This is a genomic window from Mesorhizobium sp. 131-3-5 (assembly GCF_016756575.1).
Classification (GTDB): Bacteria; Pseudomonadota; Alphaproteobacteria; order Rhizobiales; family Rhizobiaceae; genus Mesorhizobium; species Mesorhizobium jarvisii.
In genome coordinates this window covers 5,108,169-5,126,891 of the sequence record NZ_AP023254.1, presented here as the reverse complement: position 1 = coordinate 5,126,891, position 18,723 = coordinate 5,108,169, and the positions used below count along the sequence as shown (strand labels likewise).

General features: G+C 63.2%; 26 protein-coding genes and 2 tRNA genes. 18 read left to right on the top strand and 10 right to left on the bottom strand.

What is annotated here, in order from left to right; genetic code table 11:
• The first annotated feature begins 168 nt into the window (after positions 1-168).
• The 5 genes from JG747_RS25250 to JG747_RS25230 all read left to right on the top strand — a co-directional run bounded on the left by JG747_RS25250 (position 169) and on the right by JG747_RS25230 (position 1,969).
• Complete coding sequence (locus tag JG747_RS25250; protein WP_019857363.1) at positions 169-372, top strand: DUF680 domain-containing protein; 204 nt, start codon at positions 169-171, stop codon at positions 370-372.
• A 46-nt stretch (positions 373-418) separates the two neighbouring features.
• A complete protein-coding gene (locus JG747_RS25245; RefSeq protein WP_019857363.1) occupies positions 419-622 on the top strand; it encodes a DUF680 domain-containing protein in 204 nt (67 codons plus the stop codon).
• Between the two features lie 48 nt (positions 623-670).
• Complete coding sequence (locus tag JG747_RS25240; protein ID WP_019857364.1) at positions 671-898, top strand: DUF680 domain-containing protein; 228 nt, start codon at positions 671-673, stop codon at positions 896-898.
• Positions 899-1,283: 385 nt separating this feature from the next.
• Entirely contained in the window at positions 1,284-1,517 is a 234-nt protein-coding gene (locus JG747_RS25235) for a DUF680 domain-containing protein (protein ID WP_019857365.1), read from the top strand.
• Between the two features lie 212 nt (positions 1,518-1,729).
• A complete protein-coding gene (locus JG747_RS25230) occupies positions 1,730-1,969 on the top strand; it encodes a DUF680 domain-containing protein (RefSeq protein ID WP_019857366.1) in 240 nt (79 codons plus the stop codon).
• Between the two features lie 46 nt (positions 1,970-2,015).
• Here the strand turns inward: JG747_RS25230 and JG747_RS25225 are convergent, their stop codons facing one another.
• The 4 genes from JG747_RS25225 to purM are packed head-to-tail and all read right to left on the bottom strand — an operon-like array spanning position 2,016 to position 4,713.
• Entirely contained in the window at positions 2,016-2,525 is a 510-nt protein-coding gene (locus JG747_RS25225; protein ID WP_202360274.1) for a SixA phosphatase family protein, read from the bottom strand.
• Positions 2,525-2,866 carry a hypothetical protein gene (locus JG747_RS25220; RefSeq protein ID WP_019857368.1) on the bottom strand — a complete coding sequence of 114 codons (342 nt, stop codon included), beginning with the start codon at positions 2,864-2,866 and terminating at the stop codon, positions 2,525-2,527. Before JG747_RS25220 ends, JG747_RS25225 begins: the two co-directional genes overlap by 1 nt.
• 12 nt (positions 2,867-2,878) lie before the next feature.
• The gene (purN, locus tag JG747_RS25215) at positions 2,879-3,592 is read right to left on the bottom strand and encodes a phosphoribosylglycinamide formyltransferase (protein WP_019857369.1); all 714 of its coding nucleotides are present in this window, start codon (positions 3,590-3,592) and stop codon (positions 2,879-2,881) included.
• Positions 3,589-4,713 carry a phosphoribosylformylglycinamidine cyclo-ligase gene (purM, locus tag JG747_RS25210; protein ID WP_202360273.1) on the bottom strand — a complete coding sequence of 375 codons (1,125 nt, stop codon included), beginning with the start codon at positions 4,711-4,713 and terminating at the stop codon, positions 3,589-3,591. Before purM ends, purN begins: the two co-directional genes overlap by 4 nt.
• Before the next feature lie 205 nt (positions 4,714-4,918).
• On the opposite strand from purM, the gene JG747_RS25205 reads away from it, so the two are divergent.
• From JG747_RS25205 to hdaA, 3 genes are read left to right on the top strand one after another with little or no spacing between them, the layout of a single operon-like run.
• The gene (locus JG747_RS25205) at positions 4,919-5,476 is read left to right on the top strand and encodes a CDP-alcohol phosphatidyltransferase family protein (RefSeq protein ID WP_019857371.1); all 558 of its coding nucleotides are present in this window, start codon (positions 4,919-4,921) and stop codon (positions 5,474-5,476) included.
• Entirely contained in the window at positions 5,448-6,656 is a 1,209-nt protein-coding gene (locus JG747_RS25200; RefSeq protein WP_020628823.1) for an AI-2E family transporter, read from the top strand. The genes JG747_RS25205 and JG747_RS25200 overlap by 29 nt, the downstream gene beginning before the upstream one ends.
• Entirely contained in the window at positions 6,653-7,357 is a 705-nt protein-coding gene (gene hdaA / locus JG747_RS25195; protein WP_019857373.1) for a DnaA regulatory inactivator HdaA, read from the top strand. Before JG747_RS25200 ends, hdaA begins: the two co-directional genes overlap by 4 nt.
• Before the next feature lie 403 nt (positions 7,358-7,760).
• Here the strand turns inward: hdaA and JG747_RS25190 are convergent.
• A tRNA-Pro gene (locus JG747_RS25190) sits at positions 7,761-7,837 on the bottom strand.
• A 125-nt stretch (positions 7,838-7,962) separates the two neighbouring features.
• Between JG747_RS25190 and JG747_RS25185 the strand changes: the two genes are divergently transcribed.
• The 8 genes from JG747_RS25185 to JG747_RS25150 all read left to right on the top strand — a co-directional run bounded on the left by JG747_RS25185 (position 7,963) and on the right by JG747_RS25150 (position 13,555).
• Positions 7,963-8,268, top strand: a complete 306-nt coding sequence (locus JG747_RS25185; protein ID WP_015318428.1) for an ETC complex I subunit — start codon at positions 7,963-7,965, stop codon at positions 8,266-8,268.
• Positions 8,269-8,314: 46 nt separating this feature from the next.
• A tRNA-Arg gene (locus tag JG747_RS25180) sits at positions 8,315-8,391 on the top strand.
• Between the two features lie 95 nt (positions 8,392-8,486).
• Positions 8,487-8,774: a hypothetical protein gene (locus JG747_RS25175; protein ID WP_038645963.1), complete on the top strand. Its 288-nt coding sequence runs from the start codon at positions 8,487-8,489 to the stop codon at positions 8,772-8,774.
• A gap of 174 nt (positions 8,775-8,948) precedes the next feature.
• Positions 8,949-9,170 (top strand): hypothetical protein, encoded by a 222-nt coding sequence (locus JG747_RS25170; protein WP_027046691.1) that lies wholly within the window; start codon positions 8,949-8,951, stop codon positions 9,168-9,170.
• A 177-nt stretch (positions 9,171-9,347) separates the two neighbouring features.
• A complete protein-coding gene (locus JG747_RS25165; RefSeq protein ID WP_019857376.1) occupies positions 9,348-10,136 on the top strand; it encodes a GGDEF domain-containing protein in 789 nt (262 codons plus the stop codon).
• Positions 10,137-10,351: 215 nt separating this feature from the next.
• On the top strand, positions 10,352-11,314 hold the full coding sequence (locus tag JG747_RS25160) for a glycosyltransferase family 4 protein (RefSeq protein WP_202360272.1): 963 nt from the start codon (positions 10,352-10,354) through the stop codon (positions 11,312-11,314).
• A gap of 128 nt (positions 11,315-11,442) precedes the next feature.
• Positions 11,443-12,669, top strand: coding sequence for an anion transporter (locus JG747_RS25155; RefSeq protein ID WP_020628826.1), 1,227 nt, complete (start codon positions 11,443-11,445; stop codon positions 12,667-12,669).
• Positions 12,670-12,685: 16 nt separating this feature from the next.
• On the top strand, positions 12,686-13,555 hold the full coding sequence (locus JG747_RS25150) for a tetratricopeptide repeat protein (protein WP_202360271.1): 870 nt from the start codon (positions 12,686-12,688) through the stop codon (positions 13,553-13,555).
• Here JG747_RS25150 and JG747_RS25145 read toward each other — a convergent pair.
• Positions 13,493-14,209 carry a hypothetical protein gene (locus tag JG747_RS25145; protein ID WP_027046692.1) on the bottom strand — a complete coding sequence of 239 codons (717 nt, stop codon included), beginning with the start codon at positions 14,207-14,209 and terminating at the stop codon, positions 13,493-13,495. The genes JG747_RS25150 and JG747_RS25145 overlap by 63 nt on opposite strands.
• 59 nt (positions 14,210-14,268) lie before the next feature.
• Positions 14,269-14,853, bottom strand: coding sequence for a TetR/AcrR family transcriptional regulator (locus JG747_RS25140; protein WP_038645970.1), 585 nt, complete (start codon positions 14,851-14,853; stop codon positions 14,269-14,271).
• Positions 14,854-14,932: 79 nt separating this feature from the next.
• Between JG747_RS25140 and JG747_RS25135 the strand changes: the two genes are divergently transcribed.
• The gene (locus tag JG747_RS25135) at positions 14,933-15,808 is read left to right on the top strand and encodes a crotonase/enoyl-CoA hydratase family protein (RefSeq protein WP_202360270.1); all 876 of its coding nucleotides are present in this window, start codon (positions 14,933-14,935) and stop codon (positions 15,806-15,808) included.
• A gap of 39 nt (positions 15,809-15,847) precedes the next feature.
• On the opposite strand, the gene JG747_RS25130 is transcribed toward JG747_RS25135, so the two are convergent.
• The 3 genes from JG747_RS25130 to JG747_RS25120 are packed head-to-tail and all read right to left on the bottom strand — an operon-like array spanning position 15,848 to position 17,771.
• Positions 15,848-16,126 (bottom strand): hypothetical protein, encoded by a 279-nt coding sequence (locus JG747_RS25130; protein WP_038645974.1) that lies wholly within the window; start codon positions 16,124-16,126, stop codon positions 15,848-15,850.
• 10 nt (positions 16,127-16,136) lie between these two features.
• Positions 16,137-16,907: an SDR family oxidoreductase gene (locus tag JG747_RS25125; protein WP_202360269.1), complete on the bottom strand. Its 771-nt coding sequence runs from the start codon at positions 16,905-16,907 to the stop codon at positions 16,137-16,139.
• A gap of 21 nt (positions 16,908-16,928) precedes the next feature.
• Positions 16,929-17,771, bottom strand: a complete 843-nt coding sequence (locus JG747_RS25120) for an alpha/beta fold hydrolase (protein WP_202360268.1) — start codon at positions 17,769-17,771, stop codon at positions 16,929-16,931.
• A 259-nt stretch (positions 17,772-18,030) separates the two neighbouring features.
• Here JG747_RS25120 and JG747_RS25115 point away from each other — a divergent pair, with 259 nt between their 5' ends.
• The gene (locus JG747_RS25115) at positions 18,031-18,663 is read left to right on the top strand and encodes a CGNR zinc finger domain-containing protein (RefSeq protein WP_202360267.1); all 633 of its coding nucleotides are present in this window, start codon (positions 18,031-18,033) and stop codon (positions 18,661-18,663) included.
• Positions 18,664-18,723: the final 60 nt, after the last annotated feature.

The following is an 18,723-nucleotide window of genomic DNA, read 5'->3' as shown; positions in this document are numbered from 1 at the left end:
GCTGCAATGCAATATGCATTGTCTATAATATAAGCAAATCCTGCAAAGTCGACGCGACTGGTAATCCCAAAAGGCATTCCCTACTTCGGGGTGGTCCGAGCGACGCGAAAATCCTCCCAAGGGCACGCCACTAGACGGACAGGACAGATAAATACTGGAGTAAAGAAAATGACCAAGATCGCTCTCACCGCCGCCGCCATCCTCGTCGCCACGGGCACCGCTTTTGCCGGCAGCGACAACTACGGCTCCAACAACGTCAATCAGCCCGCCGCCGCTGTCGACCATTCGGTCACCGCTTCGACCTCGAAGTCGACCGCGACCGTCCAGGCCCAGGCTCCGCAGGGCGCTGACCGCAACCTCTTCGGCCGCTAATCGCGACTGCCGAGATCAACCTAATTTGAATTCAGGAGTACTTAAAATGACCAAGATCGCTCTTACCGCCGCCGCCATCCTCGTCGCCACGGGCACCGCTTTCGCCGGCAGCGACAACTACGGCTCCAACAACGTCAACCAGCCCGCCGCCGCTGTCGACCATTCGGTCACCGCTTCGACCTCGAAGTCGACCGCGACCGTCCAGGCCCAGGCTCCGCAGGGCGCCGACCGCAACCTCTTCGGCCGCTAAATCGCGACTGCCGATATCAACCCGAACTTCAATTCAGGAGTACTTAAAATGACCAAGATCGCTCTCACCGCCGCTGCCATCCTCGTCGCCACGGGCGCCGCTTTTGCCGGCAGCGACAATTATGGATCCAACAATGTCAACCAGCCGGCTGTCAGCCAGTCGTCCTCTAACATCGACACCACGCATACCGGTTCGATCGTGAAGTCTTTGAAGGCACAGGGCGACGCCAATGCCGACGTCCCGGCTCAGTCGGGTCAGGGCATCTGGGGCCGTTAATTCCTTCAATCCCCGGAAGACGACAAAGAGCGGTGGGCCTGGCCCGCCGCTCTTGTTCTTTATGCATGCGATTGTACCGATCTGAAATCGAACCGATCGGTTCAAATAATGTTGACGAACCGTGAGCGGACGGTCAACGCCGACTCGACAAATCGCCACAATGTGCACGGGCGCCTTCCGATAACCATATGATATTGATTAATAAATTTTCTTACACCTGACCCTTGGCCAAAATTCAAGGTCCGGATCTCGCGCGTGATGGAACATCTTCGTGATTGGAAGTCGGCGAACGAAAAACCCACTTCCAGCCTGTCCGAGCGACGCGAAATTCCTCCCAAGGGCACGCCACTAGACGGACAGAACTAGGAATACTGGAGTAAAGAAAATGACCAAGATTGCACTTACCGCTGCTGCCATCCTCGTTGCCACGGGCAGCGCCTTTGCCAGTAGCGACCATTATGGCTCGGACAACGTCAACCAGCCGGCCATCACAGCGCCTGCGGGCAACATCGACCACAGCCACACGGCCTCGATCCGCAAGCCGGTCGAGCATCACGGCTTCAAGCTGACGCCTGATTCTGTCCAGCCGGAATCCGGCCAGGGGATCTGGGGCAACTAAGCCAATGCTCAAGCAGGCCTCGATGACAAAGAGCGGTGGGTTCGGCCCGCCGCTCTTGTTTTTTGCGCAGCAGGGCAGGCACGGGCTGGCATCGGTTTGAGCAGCAGAGGGAAAGCTCCGCGTCCGGGAATAAAACCGGATGGCCTCGGGTCTTATTCCCAGCGGAACCGTCCTCCCAAGACGCCGCCTAACGGAGAAACCAGGAGATTGAAATGAACAAGATTGCTCTCGCTGCCGCCGCTATCTTCATTGCGACCGGCGGCGCCCTTGCCGGCAGTGACCACTACGGCTCCGACAATGCCAACCAGCCGGTTGCCTCGATTGCCGGCGTGGATCACGCCGCCACCAGCGCGGTCAAGAACACTGATATGGCCGGGCACAAGGCGGGCGATACCAGGATGAAGACCACCACCGACTGGCCGGAACCCGGCCAGGGTATCTGGGGCAACTGAGGTTTCGGGCGCGGCGGGCTTGCCCGCCGCATGCCCCGCAGGACTTCTAGCTCAGATCCTTGGGGCGCAGGCAATGCGTCAGTCGGGCGACCGACAAGCCAGACCAGTCGCCGTCGAAGACAAAGCGCGCGGTGGCTGCCGTGGGGAACTTTTCCTCGAGCCTCTTGTGGGCCTTGGCCTCCGAGCCTGATCCGGCAAGCTGTTTCGCCAAATACTCCAGACCCGGATTGTGGCCGACCACCACCAGGCAGCCGCTTGATGGGTCGACTTGACGAATCTGGCTCAGAATATCCGCCGCAGAAGCCTCGTAGAGCGCTTCGGCAAACACGACCTTGGGATACGCCGGCAGTTCCGCGGCGATCAGCCGCCATGTATCACGGGTGCGCAGAGCCGACGACACCAGCACCAGATCCGGCAGCCAGTCGCGCGCCGCAAGCTCCCGCCCTATCAATTTGGCCGCCTTCAACCCGCGTTCGGCCAGCGGCCGGTCGACATCATCGAGAGCAGGGTCGTCCCAGCTCGATTTGGCGTGGCGCAGAAGGAGTAGCTGTTTCATCATTTTGAGCCCGACCAGGGAATATCGGCATGAAAGTCTCTGCCATATCCGCCGCCGTGCTTGGTGCCGGCTTCAGTGTCGAAAGCTGCGGCAAGGGCACCGAAGATAAACAACCCGACGCGCCGCTCATCCTTATCCCACCGGACGACGATATCCGATCCGCTGATGGCCCAAGAGCCCGATCGTATGTGAATTGTATCAACGACGGAGCCTGACTCGTCTCCTTGGGCTCGATAGAGGTAAAAATATGCGGTGGCGTTTTGCGGGTCTCCCGCCTCGTCATATTCGAAAACGCCGGCCAGGTCGCCTCTCGTCCGGATCGCACTGTCGAAAACGCCCATTGGCCTCGGCCCTCAGGGCGTAATCCGCGCCAGATGTTCCAGATCGGCCTCCTCGCGCAGCGGATCGGGCGCCATCACCACCGAGGTGCCGTTGTCGGCATCGTCGGCAAAGTGGGCGAGCACCGTGCGCCCGGCCTCCATGCGCGCCTTGCCTTCGGCGACCAGCCCCAGCGCCAGCGGATAGAGCCGGTGCTCGGCCTTCAGCACCCGGGCAGCCAGCGTATCGGCATTGTCGCCGACCATCACCGGCACGGCCGCCTGGGCGATGATCGGCCCGTCGTCCATCTCTGATGTGACGAAATGCACGGTGCAGCCATGGATGCGCAGGCCCGCGGCCAGCGCGCGAGCATGGGTGTCGAGGCCCTTGAACGCCGGCAGCAGGGCAGGGTGGATGTTGATCATCCGGCCTTGCCATTTCTGGACGAAGCCGGAGGAGAGGATGCGCATGTAGCCGGCCAGTGCCACGATCTCGGCATTTAAGGCGGTGAGCGCGGCGTCGATCGCCGCGTCATGCGCCTGCTTGCTGCCATGGTTGGCGCGGGCAATGACCTGCGTGGCGATGCCGCGCGCCTTGGCGATGCCGAGGCCTGCGGCGTCGGCCTTGTCGGAAATCACGCCGACGATCTCGGCCGGGAAGGCCGGGTCGCTGGCCGCCGCGATCAGCGCGGTCATGTTGGAGCCGCGTCCCGATATCAGGACGACAGTGCGTTTTCTCTGCGTGCTCATAGGCCGATCGAGCCCCGATAGATGACGCCGGCATCGCGGCGCGGCACGATGCGGCCGATCGGCGTCACCGTCTCGCCGGCTTCCTGCAGCACGGCGGCGACCTGCGCCGCCTGGCCGGAGGCGACCGCCAGGATCATGCCGACGCCGCAATTGAAGGTGCGCATCATTTCTTCCGGCGCCACGCCGCCGCTCTTGGCCAGCCAAGAGAACACCGCCGGCACGTCTATGGCTTCCAGGTCGAGCTCGGCTGAGAAATCCTTGGGCAGCACGCGCGGAATGTTCTCCGGGAAACCGCCGCCGGTGATGTGCGCCAGCGCCTTGATGCCATGCGTGTTGCGGATCGCCTTGAGGATCGACTTGACGTAGATGCGGGTCGGTTCGAGCAGCGCCTCGGCCAGCGTCGCCTCGTCGTTGAACGGCGCCGGATCGCTCCACGCCAGGCCGCTGGCGGCGACGATGCGGCGCACCAGCGAAAAACCGTTCGAATGCAGGCCCGAGGACGCGAGACCCAAAAGCACGTCGCCTTCGACGATGTCGTCGGTGGGGAGAAGCTGGCCGCGTTCGGCCGCTCCCACGGCAAAGCCGGCGAGATCATAGTCGTTGCCGTGATACATGCCGGGCATTTCCGCCGTCTCGCCGCCGATCAGCGCGCAGCCGGCCTGCCGGCAGCCTTCGGCGATGCCGCCGACGATCGCCGCACCCTGGTCGGGGTCGAGCTTGCCGGTGGCGAAATAGTCGAGGAAGAATAGCGGTTCCGCACCCTGCACGACGATGTCGTTGACGCACATGGCGACAAGGTCGATGCCGATCGTGTCGTGCTTGCCGGCATCGATGGCAATCTTGAGCTTGGTGCCGACGCCGTCATTGGCGGCGACCAGCACCGGATCGGTGAAGCCGGCCGCCTTGAGGTCGAACAACCCGCCGAAACCGCCGATCTCGCCATCCGCACCGGGCCGGCGCGTGGCACGCACCAGCGGCTTGATCTTCTCGACCATGAGATTGCCGGCATCGATATCGACGCCGGCCTCGGCATAAGTGAGCCCGTTCCTGCGCTTGCTCGTTTTGGGCTGGCCCGTTTTGGGCTGGCCCGTTTTGCGCTGGCTTGTGTCGCGCTTGCTCATCGCAATTTTCCTGCTCGTTTGCGGGCTCTTCGCATGAACGGTTTCGGTCCGCAAGGATAACGGCGGAGCCGAGCGCCATTTGACCTGACAAAAGCGTGGATAGAATGGCATCGGGTTTGGCGCTCGCGCCTGGAACGAACTGTCCCTTGTGGCGGCTCTCCATCTCCTTCATCTATCTCCAAACAGCGCATGGCGGGACAATGAGTTGACCATCCCCAATCTGATTACCATCCTGCGCCTTCTCCTGGTGCCTGCCGTGGTGCTGGCCATGCTGCAGGCCCGCTGGGACTGGGCCTTTGCCGGCTTCGTCATCGCCGGCGTCTCGGATGGCGTCGACGGCTTCATTGCCCGCCGTTTCAACCAGCAGTCCGAACTCGGCGCCTATCTGGATCCGGTGGCCGACAAGCTGCTTCTGGTTTCGGTGTTCGTCGTCATGGGCTTCATCGGGCAGTTGCCGCTGTGGCTGGTCGTCACCATGGTGTCGCGCGATGCGCTGATCGTCTGCGCGGTCCTGTTGTCCACGGTGATGGCGCATCCGGTCGAGATAAAGCCGTTCCTGGTGTCGAAGGCCAATACAGCCATCCAGATCGTGCTGGCGGCGGTTGTGCTGGGCGAGCTTGCCTTTGCCATGCACCTCGACCCGCTGCGGCCAGCCCTCATATTGCTGTCCGGGGTCTTGACCGTGGCTTCGGCCGCAGCCTATCTCGTGGCTTGGCTGAGGCATATGAGCGGCTATGGCGAAGGCTCCAATCCGGACATCTGAGGAAGAAGCGGCGGTGATCGAGGCCGCGGCTGCCGATCTTGCCGCGGTCTCCGCGTTCCGCCGGCAGATCTCCTTCTGGGTGGCCGGCGTCGCCGCCCTTGCGCTGTTCCTCTATATGTTCAGCAACATTCTGCTGCCCTTCGTCGCCGGCATGGTGCTTGCCTATTTCCTCGATCCGGTCGCCGACCGGCTGCAGCGGCTTGGCCTGTCGCGTTTCATGGCGACGGTGGTCATTCTCATCACCTTCCTCATCGTGCTTGTGCTGGCCTTTGTCATCCTCATCCCGGTCCTGGCGACGCAGATGGCCGATTTCGCCGGCAAACTGCCGGAATACCTGACCCGGCTGCAGAGCCTGATCACCTCCTTTGATCCGAAATGGCTCGAGCAGAAATTCGGCGTCAACGCCAATGGCTTGCGCGATGGGCTGAATTCGCTGCTGACGTCGGGTTTCGGCCTGCTCACCACGGTCTTCACCTCGATCTGGAGTTCGGGCGTGGCGCTGGTCTCGGTGGTCAGCCTGTTCGTGGTGACGCCGGTCGTCGCTTTCTACATGCTGCTCGACTGGGACCGCATGGTGGCGGTCATCGACAGCTGGGTGCCGCGCGACAACGTCGCGACCGTGCGCGCCATTGCGCGCGACATCAACACCGCGACCGCTGGCTTCGTGCGCGGGCAGGGCACGCTATGCCTGGTGCTGGGCGCCATGTACGCCACCGGTCTGACGCTGACCGGGCTGAATTTCGCCATCCTCATCGGCCTGTTCGCCGGGCTCATCTCCTTCATCCCCTATGTCGGCTCGCTGACCGGGCTGGTGCTGGCCGTCGGCGTCGCTTTCGTCCAGTTCTGGCCGGACTGGACGATGATCGTCGCCGTCGCCGTGGTCTTCTTCATCGGCCAGTTCATCGAAGGCAACATCCTGCAGCCCAGGCTGGTCGGCAAAAGCGTCGGCCTGCATCCGGTGTGGCTGATGTTCGCCCTGTTTGCCTTCGGCGCGCTGTTCGGTTTTGTCGGTCTGCTGATTGCCGTGCCGGCTTCCGCCGCCGTCGCCGTTCTGGTGCGCTTCGCTATCGCCCGCTATCTCGAATCGCCGCTTTACAAGGGCCACGCGACAGAGGCCGCGCCGCCGCTGCCGGCCGATCGTGGCGGCGGCCACCGCACCCAACCACGTCGCTCGAAGTGACCGCCCAGCGAACCGATCCGCCGCGCCAGCTGCCGCTCGATCTCGGCCACGGCACTGGCTATTCGCGCGACGAACTCGTCGTCTCCGGCACCAACAACCAGGCGGCGGCACTGGTCGATCGCTGGCCGGACTGGCCCTCGCCGGTGGTGGTGCTGGCAGGCCCCGCCGGCTCCGGCAAGACGCATCTGGCCGCCATCTGGCGTGTGCGCGCCAATGCGGTCGCCGTCGACGCCCGGCGCATCGGCGACAGCATCACCAGTCTCGGCGCCCGGCCGGCGCTGATCGACGATGTCGATGCCGGCGCGGTCGACGAACAAGGCCTGTTCCATCTGATCAATGCGGTGCGCGGCGCCGGCTCGACGCTGCTGTTGACCGCGCGGCGTTTTCCCTCGGCCTGGGGTGTGTCGCTGCCCGATCTGGCCTCGCGGCTGAAGGCGGCGGCGACGGTCGAGATCCACGAGCCCGACGACCTGCTGCTGGCCGGTGTCATCACCAAACTGTTCGCCGACCGCCAGGTCGAGGTCGAACCGCATGTCGTGCAATATCTGGTGCGGCGCATCGAGCGCTCGCTGGCGACAGCCATGCGCGTAGTGGAGCGGCTGGACCGCACCGCGCTCGAGCGCAAGATGCCGATCACCCGCGCGCTCGCCGCTGAAACGATCAACGCCATGGACGAGGGGCAGCGCGAGTTCGAGATTTAGCCGATCGCGATGCCTCGACCACCAGCAGACGCTGGGCATGTCCCATTTCGGGACAGAGCAGCTGGCATCTATCTTGCTGCACAAAGTTTGCCGGCTGACCCCGGTCCTGATTGCGTTCCAAATCAGGTTGTAGGCTCGCCGGGAATGAGTTTGGGGTTCTCGCCCGGCGAGCTTGCCTTCCAGCCGCTCCTGTATACCGGGCTCGATCTATCCACGACCGACATAGGAGGCGCGCTCCAGACTTGAAGTCGGGTGGAGTGGCGGCGGTCATCCGGCAGAACTGGACCGGCACGCCTATCGTCGCGTAGGCGGGGCCTGGAGCGTGTATCCGACCAAAGGCACGACAAATCTGCCGGCTCTCGTGGCGGGCGACGGCGCCTTGGCGCGGCGGATACGAAGAAGATGGTCGGAGTGGAGAGATTCGAACTCCCGACCCTCTGGTCCCAAACCAGATGCGCTACCAGCCTGCGCTACACTCCGAACGGTCTGTTGCCTATTCATTTCGGTGTTACATGGCAAGTGCAAAAACCTTGCCGCCATGCGCATTGCGCAGTAATGACGGGCGAAGGGGCAGCGATGCTGCCTTGCACAACCATGAGGTGGCCATGTCCGCGCGCATTTTCAGCCCAGCCAAAACCGCGATGCAGTCCGGCAAGGCCAAGACCGGCCACTGGGTGCTGGAGTTCGACCCCGAGATGCGCAAGAAGATCGATCCCCTGATGGGCTATACGACGTCGGGAGACATGAGAAGCCAGATCAGGCTGACCTTCGACACCCGCGAAGAGGCCGTGGCCTACGCCGAAAAGGAAGGTCTTGCCTTCCGTGTCGAGGAGCCGAAAGAGACCAAGCGCCGCCAGATTTCCTATGCGGAGAATTTCCGCTATGACCGCAGGACGCCCTGGACGCATTGAACGGCGCCAGCGCCAGATATCCAGCCGGCCCCTTCGGCCGGCCAGCGGTCCCGTAGCTCAGCTGGATAGAGCACCGGCCTTCTAAGCCGATGGTCACAGGTTCGAATCCTGTCGGGATCGCCAATAAATCGATGATTTTGCGAGGTTATTTCCTTCCTGTCAAAGGTATGTCGGTTCGCTTTCTGCCGCGCCGGCACGGTGCAGGCTCGCCGTAAGAAATGACCGGCGGGAACCTGACGCTTGCCAGCGCGTTTCGTCGCATGCTCAAGAAGATCGCCTTCGCCGCCGTGCTGTTCCAGGTTGCCGTTTTCTCGGCTCTGATAACGCAGACTGTTCTTTTCGCATCGACGGCGACCCAAGCCGCCGACGTACAGCGCAGCGAACCCGTTGCCGTCACCGACAAGGAATGCGCCGCCGCGAGGTGGCCGAACATTCCGGGTCGTTGTCTGGAGCGGGTTGAGGCGCGCAGCTCCACCGTAACCATGGTGCTGACGGCCGGACAATAGAGCAAAGCTGCGTGGGGCGACCCGGAATTATTTCGTGATCCGCCGAGGCTGGAACCTTAGCCCATATCAGGCGTTCGGGGCCTTGTATTCGCGGGGCCTCATAAAACGCAATGTGTGGGCCGGCGAACGGGCGGGGCAAAACAAGCGCGGGTTGGGGGAGGAGAAAACAAGGCCATGTCGAAACGTGAAATTGGAACGTCCCCTGCCTTGGGACGGCGTATCGCTCAACTCAGAGCCAGAATGCAGGATGCCGAAATTTCCGAGCATGAGATGAAGACCTTCCATAAGGTCGCTGCCATCATGGGGCCGGGCGACGGGTCGCTACAGCTGGATGCCGACGACCTGATCGCGGCATCCTTCGTTGTCGAAGCAAGTGGACCGGCGCCGAATCGTTGACGTTATAAATTCCCCGCATCGCGCGAAATTTAGTTAGCGGGCTTGCGTTCACCGCCGGAGCACGGCTGTTCATTGGGCGAGCATGCTCCGGCTCCCTGATCTCGAATTGAAGGGAAGTCTTATCAATTTGTTTGCGTTGGTGCGTCATAGTAGCGACGGCTAACGGAGTAGAATGGGATGAAGCTCGACCTGTCGCCGACCAGCTGGGGCAGGGTGATCGCTGTCACCGCCGCCGGCACGGCATTCTTCATCGCCGTGGCGTTTTTCGTCGATTCTTTCAATTTCCCCTATCTCTCGCCCGAGGCCGTCTGGCGCGCCCAAATGACGGACCTTATGCTGCCCCTGGTACTGGGCGGGTCGTTTCTGTTTTTTCTCATGTGGAAGATCCGCCAGCTGGCGATAGCTCAGCGCGACCTCAGCGTCATCGCCGCCACCGATAGCCTGACGGCGGTGCTGAATCGCGGCGCCTTCTCGATGCTGGTCGAGGCCTATCTCGAGGAGACCCGCAAGCAGGAACAGACCCGTTCCGGCGCGCTGCTGATCATCGACGCCGACCACTTCAAGTCTATCAACGACCGCCTCGGTCATGACTGTGGCGACCAGGCGCTCAAGTTGATCGCGCAGGCGATCAAGGGACAGTTGCGCGGCAGCGATATCGTCGGCCGCATCGGCGGCGAGGAGTTTGGCGTGTTTCTTCCCGGTGTCGACCCCTCGCAATCCTGGCTGGTTGCCGAAGGCATCCGCCGGCGGATTCGTGAAATGGACTTTTCGCCCGGCGGCCGCGCCTGTCCGCTTTCCGTCAGCATCGGCGGCACCAGCTTCAGCGGGCCGACGACTTACGAGGCCATATTTTCCGCCGCTGACAGACGGCTCTATGCCGCCAAGTCGAATGGCCGCGATCAGGTGAGTTTCGACCCGGCGGAAGCCACCCTGGTGTCTCAGTCCAGCGTCGCCACGGTGCATTGACCGCAGCCTTGCTGCGCGTGAAGGCTGGGGTCGCCGCTTCCTTGACGCCGTCTTGCCGGTGTGCTTCCTCCGGCTAAGGTGATGTATTGGGCATCGCCAGAGACATTTCTGCTTTCTTGATCTCCTCGGTCTTCCGGGCCGCCGGCGCAGTCACGACCTGTTTCGGTGCCGGCAACGAGTGACGGGACGGCCCGGGCCAGGCAAGCGCGGCGATCATGATCCACTTGTTCAACGGCTTTCAGAACCCGTTTGGCGGCAGCGAGCGCGAAACCCTGGACCTGTATCGGCTGTTGAGCGCCGACCAGCAGGTGCGTCTTTGGGCAACCTCTTCGCGCGTGTCCGGTGAACTGATGCGGCAATTTCCGATTCGTCGCGTCTCGCCGGCAAGGCGCGAGGTGCCGGACGGCGGCACCTATGTCTTCCTCGGTGCGCATTGGCGTAACAAGGTGTGGCCTTACCTGATCCGACGGCCACGCCGGCTGATCTATGTCTTCAACACCTTTCACCCGAAGATCATCGGGCTGACGACCGGCATGCCGGGCCTGCTGGGCTGGCCCGGCGCCGAATTGGTGCTGATCTCGGAATTCCAGAAGCGCATGCTGCAGGTCGAAGGCGTCGTGCATCCGTCGCCGATCGATATCGAGCGTTTTTCACCACGACCGGCAAGACCGGACGGTCCGTTCACGGTGGGACGGCTAAGCCGCGACACGGACGACAAGCATCATGCCGACGATGTGGTGCTCTACGAGGCATTGCTGGCCGACGGCGTTGCGTTGCGGATCCAGGGCGGCATGCCGCTCAAGGGCAGGCTCGCGCCGCATCCGCAACTCGAACTCCTGCCGCAGGGCCAGTTTGCCGCCGAGCAGTTTTTGCCGACGCTCGACGTCTTCTACTATCGCACCGGCTCGCATGTGGAGACATTCGGCCGCGTGGTGTTCGAGGCGATGGCCTGCGGTTTACCCGTGGTATGCCATTCGCATGGCGGCTATGCCGACCATATCAACCATGGTGAAAACGGTTTTCTCTTCGAGACGACGCAGCAGGCGGCGCAAATCCTGGCCGAGCTCAAGGCCGATCCGGCGCTGCGGACTGACGTGGGCCACAAGGCGCGGCAGACCGTCCAGCGACTGTTTTCTCCGCAGGCGTTGCAACAGCGGCTGGATTTCTATCGGCGTTAGCGGTACCGCCCGCGGCGACAGCTTGCCACTCCGTTTGTCATCAATCTCGACATCGCCAAAGTTGGCATGCAAAAGAATCACCGGGCGGACCGCATCGGCGCCACCAGATCGAGCGGGGCTTCTTACCAATGACATTGATGGGCGCGGCGGCACTGCTGATCCTGGTCCTGACCTATGCCGGCGTCGCCATCGGCCGCATCCCCGGCCTGCGTCTCGACCGGGCGGGTATCGCGCTGCTTGGCGGCGCCGCGATGATCGCCATTGGCGCGATCAGCATGGAGGACGCCTACCGCGCCATCAATTTCGACACGATCACGCTTCTGCTCGGCATGATGATCGTGGTGGCGCATCTGAAGGTCTCCGGCGCCTTTCGTGGCCTGGGCGCCATCGCCATCGAACACGCGCACGCGCCCTTCATGCTCCTGGTGATGGTGACGCTGCTGACCGGCGTGCTGTCGGCCTTCCTGGTCAACGACGCCATCTGCCTGGTCATGGCGCCGATCGTCGTGCACGTCACTCGCGTCATCAATCGCAACCCGATCCCCTATCTGATCGCCACCGCCACCGCGTCGAACTGCGGCAGCGTCGCCACCATCACCGGCAATCCGCAGAACATGGTTATCGGCGCGCTGTCGGGCATTTCCTATCCCGCTTTTTCGGCGGCGCTGGCGCCGGTCGCCCTGTTCGGCCTCATCGCGGTCATCGTCATCGTGCGCATTGTCTATCGCGCCGAATTCACCCGCACCGCCGAATTGGCGCCGCATATCTCGCGCGGCCGCATGCATCGCGGGCAGGTGCTGAAGGCCGTGATCGTCTGCATCGGGCTGGCCATCGCCTTCTTCGCCGGCGTCCCCGTTGCCAAGGCGGCATTGATCGGCGGCGCCATTCTCCTGCTCACCCGCGCCATCAAGCCCGACCGCATCTACCGTGAGATCGATGGCCCGCTGCTGTTCATGTTCGCCGGTCTGTTCGTGGTGGTCGCCGGCGCCGAAAGGACGTTGCTGACGCCGGATCTCATCGCCTCGGCCAAGAATCTCGGCCTCGACGATGTCTGGCGCCTGTCAGGCTTCACCGCGGTGCTCTCCAACATCATGAGCAATGTTCCGGCGGTGCTGGCGCTGCGACCGTTCATACCTGGGCTGGAAAACCCCGAGCGGGCATGGCTGGTGGTGGCGATGAGTTCAACGCTCGCCGGCAATTTCACGCTGCTCGGCTCGGTCGCCAACCTGATCGTCGCCGAGCAGTCCAAGGCTGCCGGCACCCCCTTGTCCTTCGGTGCCTTCTTCAAGGTCGGCCTGCCGCTGACGCTGGTCACGCTCGTCGCCGGCACGGCATGGCTGGCGCTGGGGTTCTAGCGGGAGTGGCAAAGCGGTGACGAATACGAATCAAGCCGAAAGCGGCGATCTGATCCGACGTGCGGTGGCCGCTTTCAATTCCGGCAATCACGGCCAGGCAATGCGGCTGTGCGAGTTAGGCCTGAAGCAACACCCGAACGATCCGGCGCTTTGCCATCTTCTGGCGGCGGTCCTGTTCGCCAGGGCGGATTTGTCGGGGGCTCGCACGCGCATCGAGACGAGTCTGGCTGCTCATGCGGATAATGTGCCCGCCTTGATTCTCGCATGCAGGATTGCCCGGGCCGACGGCCGGTTCGAAGCAGCGTTGCAACAGCTGGATCGCGCGGCAAAGCTGTCATCACAGGCGGAAATACTGATCGAGCGGGCACGCACCCTCGATCAGGCAGGCAATGCTTTGGCCGCGGGCGAATGGTGGACACTTGTCTTGCAACGGGATCCGAAATCCGAGGAGGCTACGGCGCGCCTCGGACGCCTTGCCTGGCAACGCGGTGCGTCTGTCGAGGCAGAGGGCTTCCTCGAACGCGCCGTCGCCGGCGGCGGGCATCCTTCTGCCTGGTTTGATCTCGGCTTGGTGCGTCAGGACATGCGCAAGTTCGGCGCCGCCGCCCAGGCCTATCGACGCGTGCTGGAAATGAGCCCCGATACCCCGGAGGCTGCCTTCAATCTGGGCGTCGTCTTGCAGGAAACTGGCGATCTCGATGGGGCGATGCTGGCGTATTCAACGGCCTATCGTCTGCGCCCATCCACGGTCGGCGTCATCGCCATGGCGCTTACATCGGCACCGAGTGGTCGGCTGTGGCTTGATGAGGAAGCACTGCGTCGCTCACTCGCCAGTGGAGCGCCCCCGCCGGGCGCGGAACCGCTTACGGTAGACACCAGGCGTTGACAGGACACTAGCGACCGTGCGCGCATAAGACGCCTGCCGTTCTTCGTCGAACACCTCGTATTCCAGCTGCGGCGCCGCCCGCGGAACCGCAAAGCACTGTGCGACCGGGGTTCCTTTCGCGAGCACACCGGAGAACCCAGGTTCCGTCCAGACCGCCGGGAAATTGATACCGCCATCGCTGAACCGGTCGGAATCCACCAAGCCGGTCACCAGCCTGAAAGGAAGATCCTCGCGATTGACTGGATGCGTCGCGAACAGCGACCAGCCGTCCTCGACCTCGATGGTCCAGAAGCTGTTGAATTTGAGGGCGGCTTGGCCGGGCGTAGCAAACGGGCTGCCAGCGAGCTGCCCCGGCGTGTGGAAGCTCAATGGCGCTCTGGGGTGGTTCTGCGTGACCGGTTCTGGAATTTGCCAGTCCCACGAAAAGGTGCCCTTGTCGACGACGACGTCGCACGGCAGCAGGACCATGAAGCCATAGGTCATCGCATCGACAACGGGTGGGCATTGCTTGAGCGTGCGAATGTCGCGGCCGTGGATCGCCGAATAGGCGGTGGCGGGCATGGCGCGCAGCCATTCCGGCAGAGCGCCGCGCGCCGGGATCGGGCGCGGCAAATGCTCGATCAACATTGGATCACATCGAAAGATGATACGCATTACCGCCTCCCTGGCATTGCGATACCATGCTTGCCGGCTGCGTTCCAAGCCACGGTTGGTCAGTCCTTGTTCTGCGATCTCGCCCGAACAAGCGTCGCCGCGGCGTGGCCGGCTGCCGCGATGTAATCGGGATTGCGGTGGACCAGCATGATCGAGAACGAGCCGTCTATCAAAAGCACGATCTCGCGTGCCACGGCCTGCGGCTCCTCGACGCCGTGGTCGGACAATGCGCCGGCCAGCCATGCCTCGAAATTCGACTTGTGGCGCGACCCCACCTTGACCGCCGGATGGCCGGGCATCGAAGCGAGTTCCGCGGCCGTGCGCAGAAAGCCGCATCCCTTCCATTTCGGGTGGCGCGCAACCCGCGCCAGATTGCTGAAGATCGCCTCGACCTTGCGGTCCGCGCCGCCTTCCGCGACATCGAACCAGCCGGCCATCTGCCGCAGATTGGGCTGGTCGCGCCCGTCGAGATAGGCGGCGATCAGGTCGTCCTTGCTCTTGAAGTGGTAGTAGAGCGTCCGCTTGGTGAGGCCTGCCTTTTCGGCGACGGCGTCGACGCTGACGCGACCGATTCCTTCGGCATAGAACAGTTTTGTGGCGGCATCGACGATGCGTTTGCGGGTCGGGATGATGGCTTCAGGCATCAGGCATGTATACCGACTAGTGAATATACACGCAATCGAAAGCGTGATCCCTTTCCGTGGTATCTGGAAAGGAAGAACAATGGCCGATCTTATCCTGAACGATGCCCGCGACGGGGTGAGCGTTCTCACCCTCAACCGCCCGGAAAAGCTCAACGCGCTGAATTATGCCCTGATCGATCGCCTGCTCGCGGTTCTCGACACGATAGAGACCGACAATGCGGTCCGCGCTGTCATCCTGACCGGGGCAGGGGAACGTGCCTTCTCCGCCGGCGGCGATATCAACGAATTCTCATCGAGTGTCGCCGCAGGCACGGATGTGGCGTTGCGCGACTTCGTCCTGCGCGGCCAGCGACTGACGGCAAGGCTCGAAGCCTTCCGCAAACCCATCATCGCCGCCGTCAACGGGATTGCCTTCGGCGGAGGCTGCGAGATCACCGAGGCCGTGCCGCTGGCCATCGCCAGCGACCGCGCCCTGTTCGCCAAGCCGGAGATCAACCTCGCAATGCCGCCGACCTTCGGCGGCACGCAGCGCCTGCCGCGGCTCGCCGGGCGCAAGCGCGCTTTGGAACTGCTTTTGACGGGCGCAGCCTTTTCGGCTGAACGAGCGGCCGAACTCGGCCTCGTCAACAAGATTGTGCCGCATGCCGAGCTGATGCCGGCAGCGCACGATCTTGCCCGTCGCATCGTCACGCATTCGCCGGCAGCGCTCGCCGGCATTCTCACCGCGGTGGCCCGCGGCATCAACGTCAGCATCGCCGAAGGGCTGTTGATCGAGGCCGAGCAATTCGCCCGCATGGCCCCGACCGCCGATCTCAGGGAAGGCCTTGCCGCCTGGATCGAGCGGCGCAGGCCCAGCTACGACGGCTCCTGGACGCATATCACAAGGCCGGACGAGGCAAGGCGCGCCTCGCTGCGGCTCGACCAGGTTGCGGGGCAGGCCAAAGCGTCGAGATGAGGCGTCATGTCGAGGTGCAGCGTCGCTGCCTGACGGCCGTCACTTCGCCCTGACGATGAACCCCAACTGCCCCAGCACTTTCACCGCGCCGCTCTTGCCGCCCTCGAAGTCACCCGATGCCAGCCTCTTGCCGGTGGCGAATTCGTAGGCAGTGCCGAGGATCGCCTTAGGTGGATAGAGGCGGTTGTCTGCCACCAGCTCGTAGGTCGTGGTCGGGGCAAAGCCATGCTCGGCGAAGAAGCGCTCAGGCCCCAGCCGGTCATACTCTTCCATCGCCCGCATGACATGGGCGCGGGTCACGCTGTTCCAGGCAATCATGCCATCCTCCTCAGATCGATTTCACTTCGCCGCCATCCATGCGCAGCGTCGAGCCGGTCATCCAGCGCGCGGCGGGTGACACCAGGAAGGCCATCAGCTCGGCGATCTCTTCCGGCTCGCCGTAGCGGGCAATGCCGGCTTCTCTCGGGAAGTTGGCCGTCGCCTCCTCGACGCTCACCTTGTGCAGCTGCGCCCAGTGTTCGAGATAGGAGCGCCGGCGGCCGGTCATCACCGGACCGGGCAACACACTGTTGACCTGCACGCCGTCGGCGATGCCGCGGTCGGAGAAGGCCTTGGCCAGCGCGACGATGGCCGCATTGATCGTGCCGACGGCGGCATAGGGCGCCTTGGGAAACAGTGCCGAATTGCCCGACATCAGCACCACGGCGCCCTTGGCGGCTTTCAGCGCCGGCCACGCCGCGACGGTAAGCCGGCGGGCGCCGTGCAGTTTCAGCGCCAGGCCGGCATCCCACTGCTCGTCGCACATGTCGAACAGGTCAATCTGCGGCACGGCACCGGCGATGTTGAGCAGCGCATCGATGCGGCCGAAGGCGGCGAGCGCCTGATCGACCACCGCCTTGGCGGCTTCGGGCCGGGCAAGATCGGCATCGATGACCAGCGTTTTCGCGCCCGCTACCCTAACGGCCTCGGCGGTTTCTTCGAGCTTTGAGCGGCTGCGCGCGACCAACACAAGGCCTGAGAAATCCCGCGCCAGCCGGATGGCGATGGCCTGGCCGATGCCCTGGCTGGCACCGGTGACGATGGCGACGGAATTCGACATGGCAAGTCTCCTCTTTTCAGGTCAATGCAGGAAATCGAGGATCGCTTTGGCGATCTCGCTGGCATGCGTTTCCAGTGCGAAATGGCCGGTGTCGAGCAAACGCACCACCGCGTCCGGCATGTCGCGCTTGAACGCTTCGGCGCCGGGCGGCAGGAAGAATGGATCGTTCTTGCCCCACACCGCCAGGAACGGTGGCTTGTGGGTGCGGAAATAGGCCTGGAAGGCGGGGTAAAGGGCGACATTGCTCTTGTAGTCGCCGAACAGGTCGAGCTGCACTTCCTCGGCGTCCGGCCGGCTGAAATAGAAGCTGTCGAGCGAATGACCGTCGGGCGAGATCAGATCCGCCGGCGCGCCATGCGTGTACTGCCAGGCGATCGCGTCCGGCTTGAAGGTAGGGCGCAACGCCTCGCGGTTGGCCGGCGACGGGTCGTGCCAATAGGCGCGGATGGGGTTCCAGCCACCGCTCAGGCCTTCCTCATAGGCGTTGCCGTTCTGCGAGATGATCGCGGCGATGCGCTCGGGGTGCTTCACCGCCAGCCGGAAGCCCGTCGGCGCGCCATAGTCGAACACGTAGAGCGCATAACGGTCGAAGCCGACCACTTCGGTGAAGCGGTCGATGATTTCGGCAATGTGGTCGAACGTATAAGCAAATGTTCTGCGCGCCGGCATGTCGGAGCGGCCGAATCCCGGCAGGTCGGGCGCTACGATATGGAAGCGGTCGGCAAGCAGCGGAATGAGGTCGCGGAACATGTGGCTCGAGCTCGGGAAGCCATGCAGCAGCAACAGTTTCGGTGCGCCTGGTGTGCCGGCTTCGCGATAGAAGATGTTGAAGCCGTCGACATCGGCATTGCGGTAGGCGGTCATGGTTCTCTCCATTGCTGTAACCGAAAAATCGGCATTGGGAAGGTTATCGCGATTGAGGTTGGCAAGCCCCCTTATGGGGCTCAGGTTCGCATCTCGCGGGGACGCGCTGGCTCTTTTTGGGTCGAGTTGTTGAGTAACCTGATAAACACATATAGAACGGTTACGGGATATGAACGTAACTTGTCAATTGGCCTTGAAGGGGTTATCACTGATTTGTGTTCAGGGCGCTCGGCGGGACCGATGCGCGATTGGAGTTACGATGACCCCTGCGATCTTTGTCGGTGACGCGCTCGGCCTGGATTTCCTCAATTCGATCGCGACGCCGCTCGATACCCCTGTCGACTGGATCAAGGATGGCGAGGGGTTGCTGGATTGGGTCGAACAGGCGCGGCTGGCGCCGTCCGAAGCGCTTGGAGACATGCGCAAGCAAGCTCTCCCGGGCGAACTCGACAAGGTCGCCGACCAGGCACGCCGCCTAAGGGAATGGTTTCGCGGGTTCGTGCGCGAACATAAGGGGCGTCCGCTGGCCGCGCAGGATCTTGCGCAATTGGAGCCGCTCAACCGCCTGCTCGAGCGCGACGAGAGCTTTACCCGGATCGTCGTCCTAGCCGATAAGGACATGCCTGCGGGTAGCGAGATTCCTTATCGGCTTCAGATGGCCCGCAAATGGCGCTCGCCCGAGGCGCTTCTGCTGCCGATCGGCGAAGCGCTGGCGCGGTTCGTCTGCAGCGAGGATTTCTCACATGTGAAAGCCTGCGAGGGTCCGGCCTGCACGCTGCTGTTCGTCGACCACACCCGCGGCCATCGGCGCCGCTGGTGCAGCATGGCGCAGTGCGGCAACCGGGCAAAGCAGGCCGCGCATCGTCACCGCGTCAAGGCGCATCACGATTAGCAGCGACGGCTTCTGCAAAAATTGGACCGACGCCGTGAAGCTGGCGGCTCTGCGCCGCCA

Coding starts and splice junctions, on each gene's coding strand:
- JG747_RS25235 (WP_019857365.1), top strand. CDS start 1,284: ATGACCAAGATTGCACTTACCGCTGCTGCCATCCTCGTTGCCACGGGC.
- JG747_RS25240 (WP_019857364.1), top strand. CDS start 671: ATGACCAAGATCGCTCTCACCGCCGCTGCCATCCTCGTCGCCACGGGC.
- JG747_RS25225 (WP_202360274.1), bottom strand. CDS start 2,525: ATGAAACAGCTACTCCTTCTGCGCCACGCCAAATCGAGCTGGGACGAC.
- JG747_RS25185 (WP_015318428.1), top strand. CDS start 7,963: ATGTCCGCGCGCATTTTCAGCCCAGCCAAAACCGCGATGCAGTCCGGC.
- JG747_RS25140 (WP_038645970.1), bottom strand. CDS start 14,853: ATGCCTGAAGCCATCATCCCGACCCGCAAACGCATCGTCGATGCCGCC.
- JG747_RS25115 (WP_202360267.1), top strand. CDS start 18,031: ATGACCCCTGCGATCTTTGTCGGTGACGCGCTCGGCCTGGATTTCCTC.
- JG747_RS25230 (WP_019857366.1), top strand. CDS start 1,730: ATGAACAAGATTGCTCTCGCTGCCGCCGCTATCTTCATTGCGACCGGC.
- JG747_RS25250 (WP_019857363.1), top strand. CDS start 169: ATGACCAAGATCGCTCTCACCGCCGCCGCCATCCTCGTCGCCACGGGC.
- JG747_RS25170 (WP_027046691.1), top strand. CDS start 8,949: ATGTCGAAACGTGAAATTGGAACGTCCCCTGCCTTGGGACGGCGTATC.
- JG747_RS25220 (WP_019857368.1), bottom strand. CDS start 2,866: ATGGGCGTTTTCGACAGTGCGATCCGGACGAGAGGCGACCTGGCCGGC.
- JG747_RS25200 (WP_020628823.1), top strand. CDS start 5,448: ATGGCGAAGGCTCCAATCCGGACATCTGAGGAAGAAGCGGCGGTGATC.
- purN (WP_019857369.1), bottom strand. CDS start 3,592: ATGAGCACGCAGAGAAAACGCACTGTCGTCCTGATATCGGGACGCGGC.
- JG747_RS25135 (WP_202360270.1), top strand. CDS start 14,933: ATGGCCGATCTTATCCTGAACGATGCCCGCGACGGGGTGAGCGTTCTC.
- JG747_RS25160 (WP_202360272.1), top strand. CDS start 10,352: ATGATCCACTTGTTCAACGGCTTTCAGAACCCGTTTGGCGGCAGCGAG.
- purM (WP_202360273.1), bottom strand. CDS start 4,713: ATGAGCAAGCGCGACACAAGCCAGCGCAAAACGGGCCAGCCCAAAACG.
- JG747_RS25245 (WP_019857363.1), top strand. CDS start 419: ATGACCAAGATCGCTCTTACCGCCGCCGCCATCCTCGTCGCCACGGGC.
- JG747_RS25165 (WP_019857376.1), top strand. CDS start 9,348: ATGAAGCTCGACCTGTCGCCGACCAGCTGGGGCAGGGTGATCGCTGTC.
- JG747_RS25175 (WP_038645963.1), top strand. CDS start 8,487: ATGACCGGCGGGAACCTGACGCTTGCCAGCGCGTTTCGTCGCATGCTC.
- JG747_RS25145 (WP_027046692.1), bottom strand. CDS start 14,209: ATGCGTATCATCTTTCGATGTGATCCAATGTTGATCGAGCATTTGCCG.
- JG747_RS25120 (WP_202360268.1), bottom strand. CDS start 17,771: ATGACCGCCTACCGCAATGCCGATGTCGACGGCTTCAACATCTTCTAT.
- JG747_RS25155 (WP_020628826.1), top strand. CDS start 11,443: ATGACATTGATGGGCGCGGCGGCACTGCTGATCCTGGTCCTGACCTAT.
- JG747_RS25125 (WP_202360269.1), bottom strand. CDS start 16,907: ATGTCGAATTCCGTCGCCATCGTCACCGGTGCCAGCCAGGGCATCGGC.
- JG747_RS25130 (WP_038645974.1), bottom strand. CDS start 16,126: ATGATTGCCTGGAACAGCGTGACCCGCGCCCATGTCATGCGGGCGATG.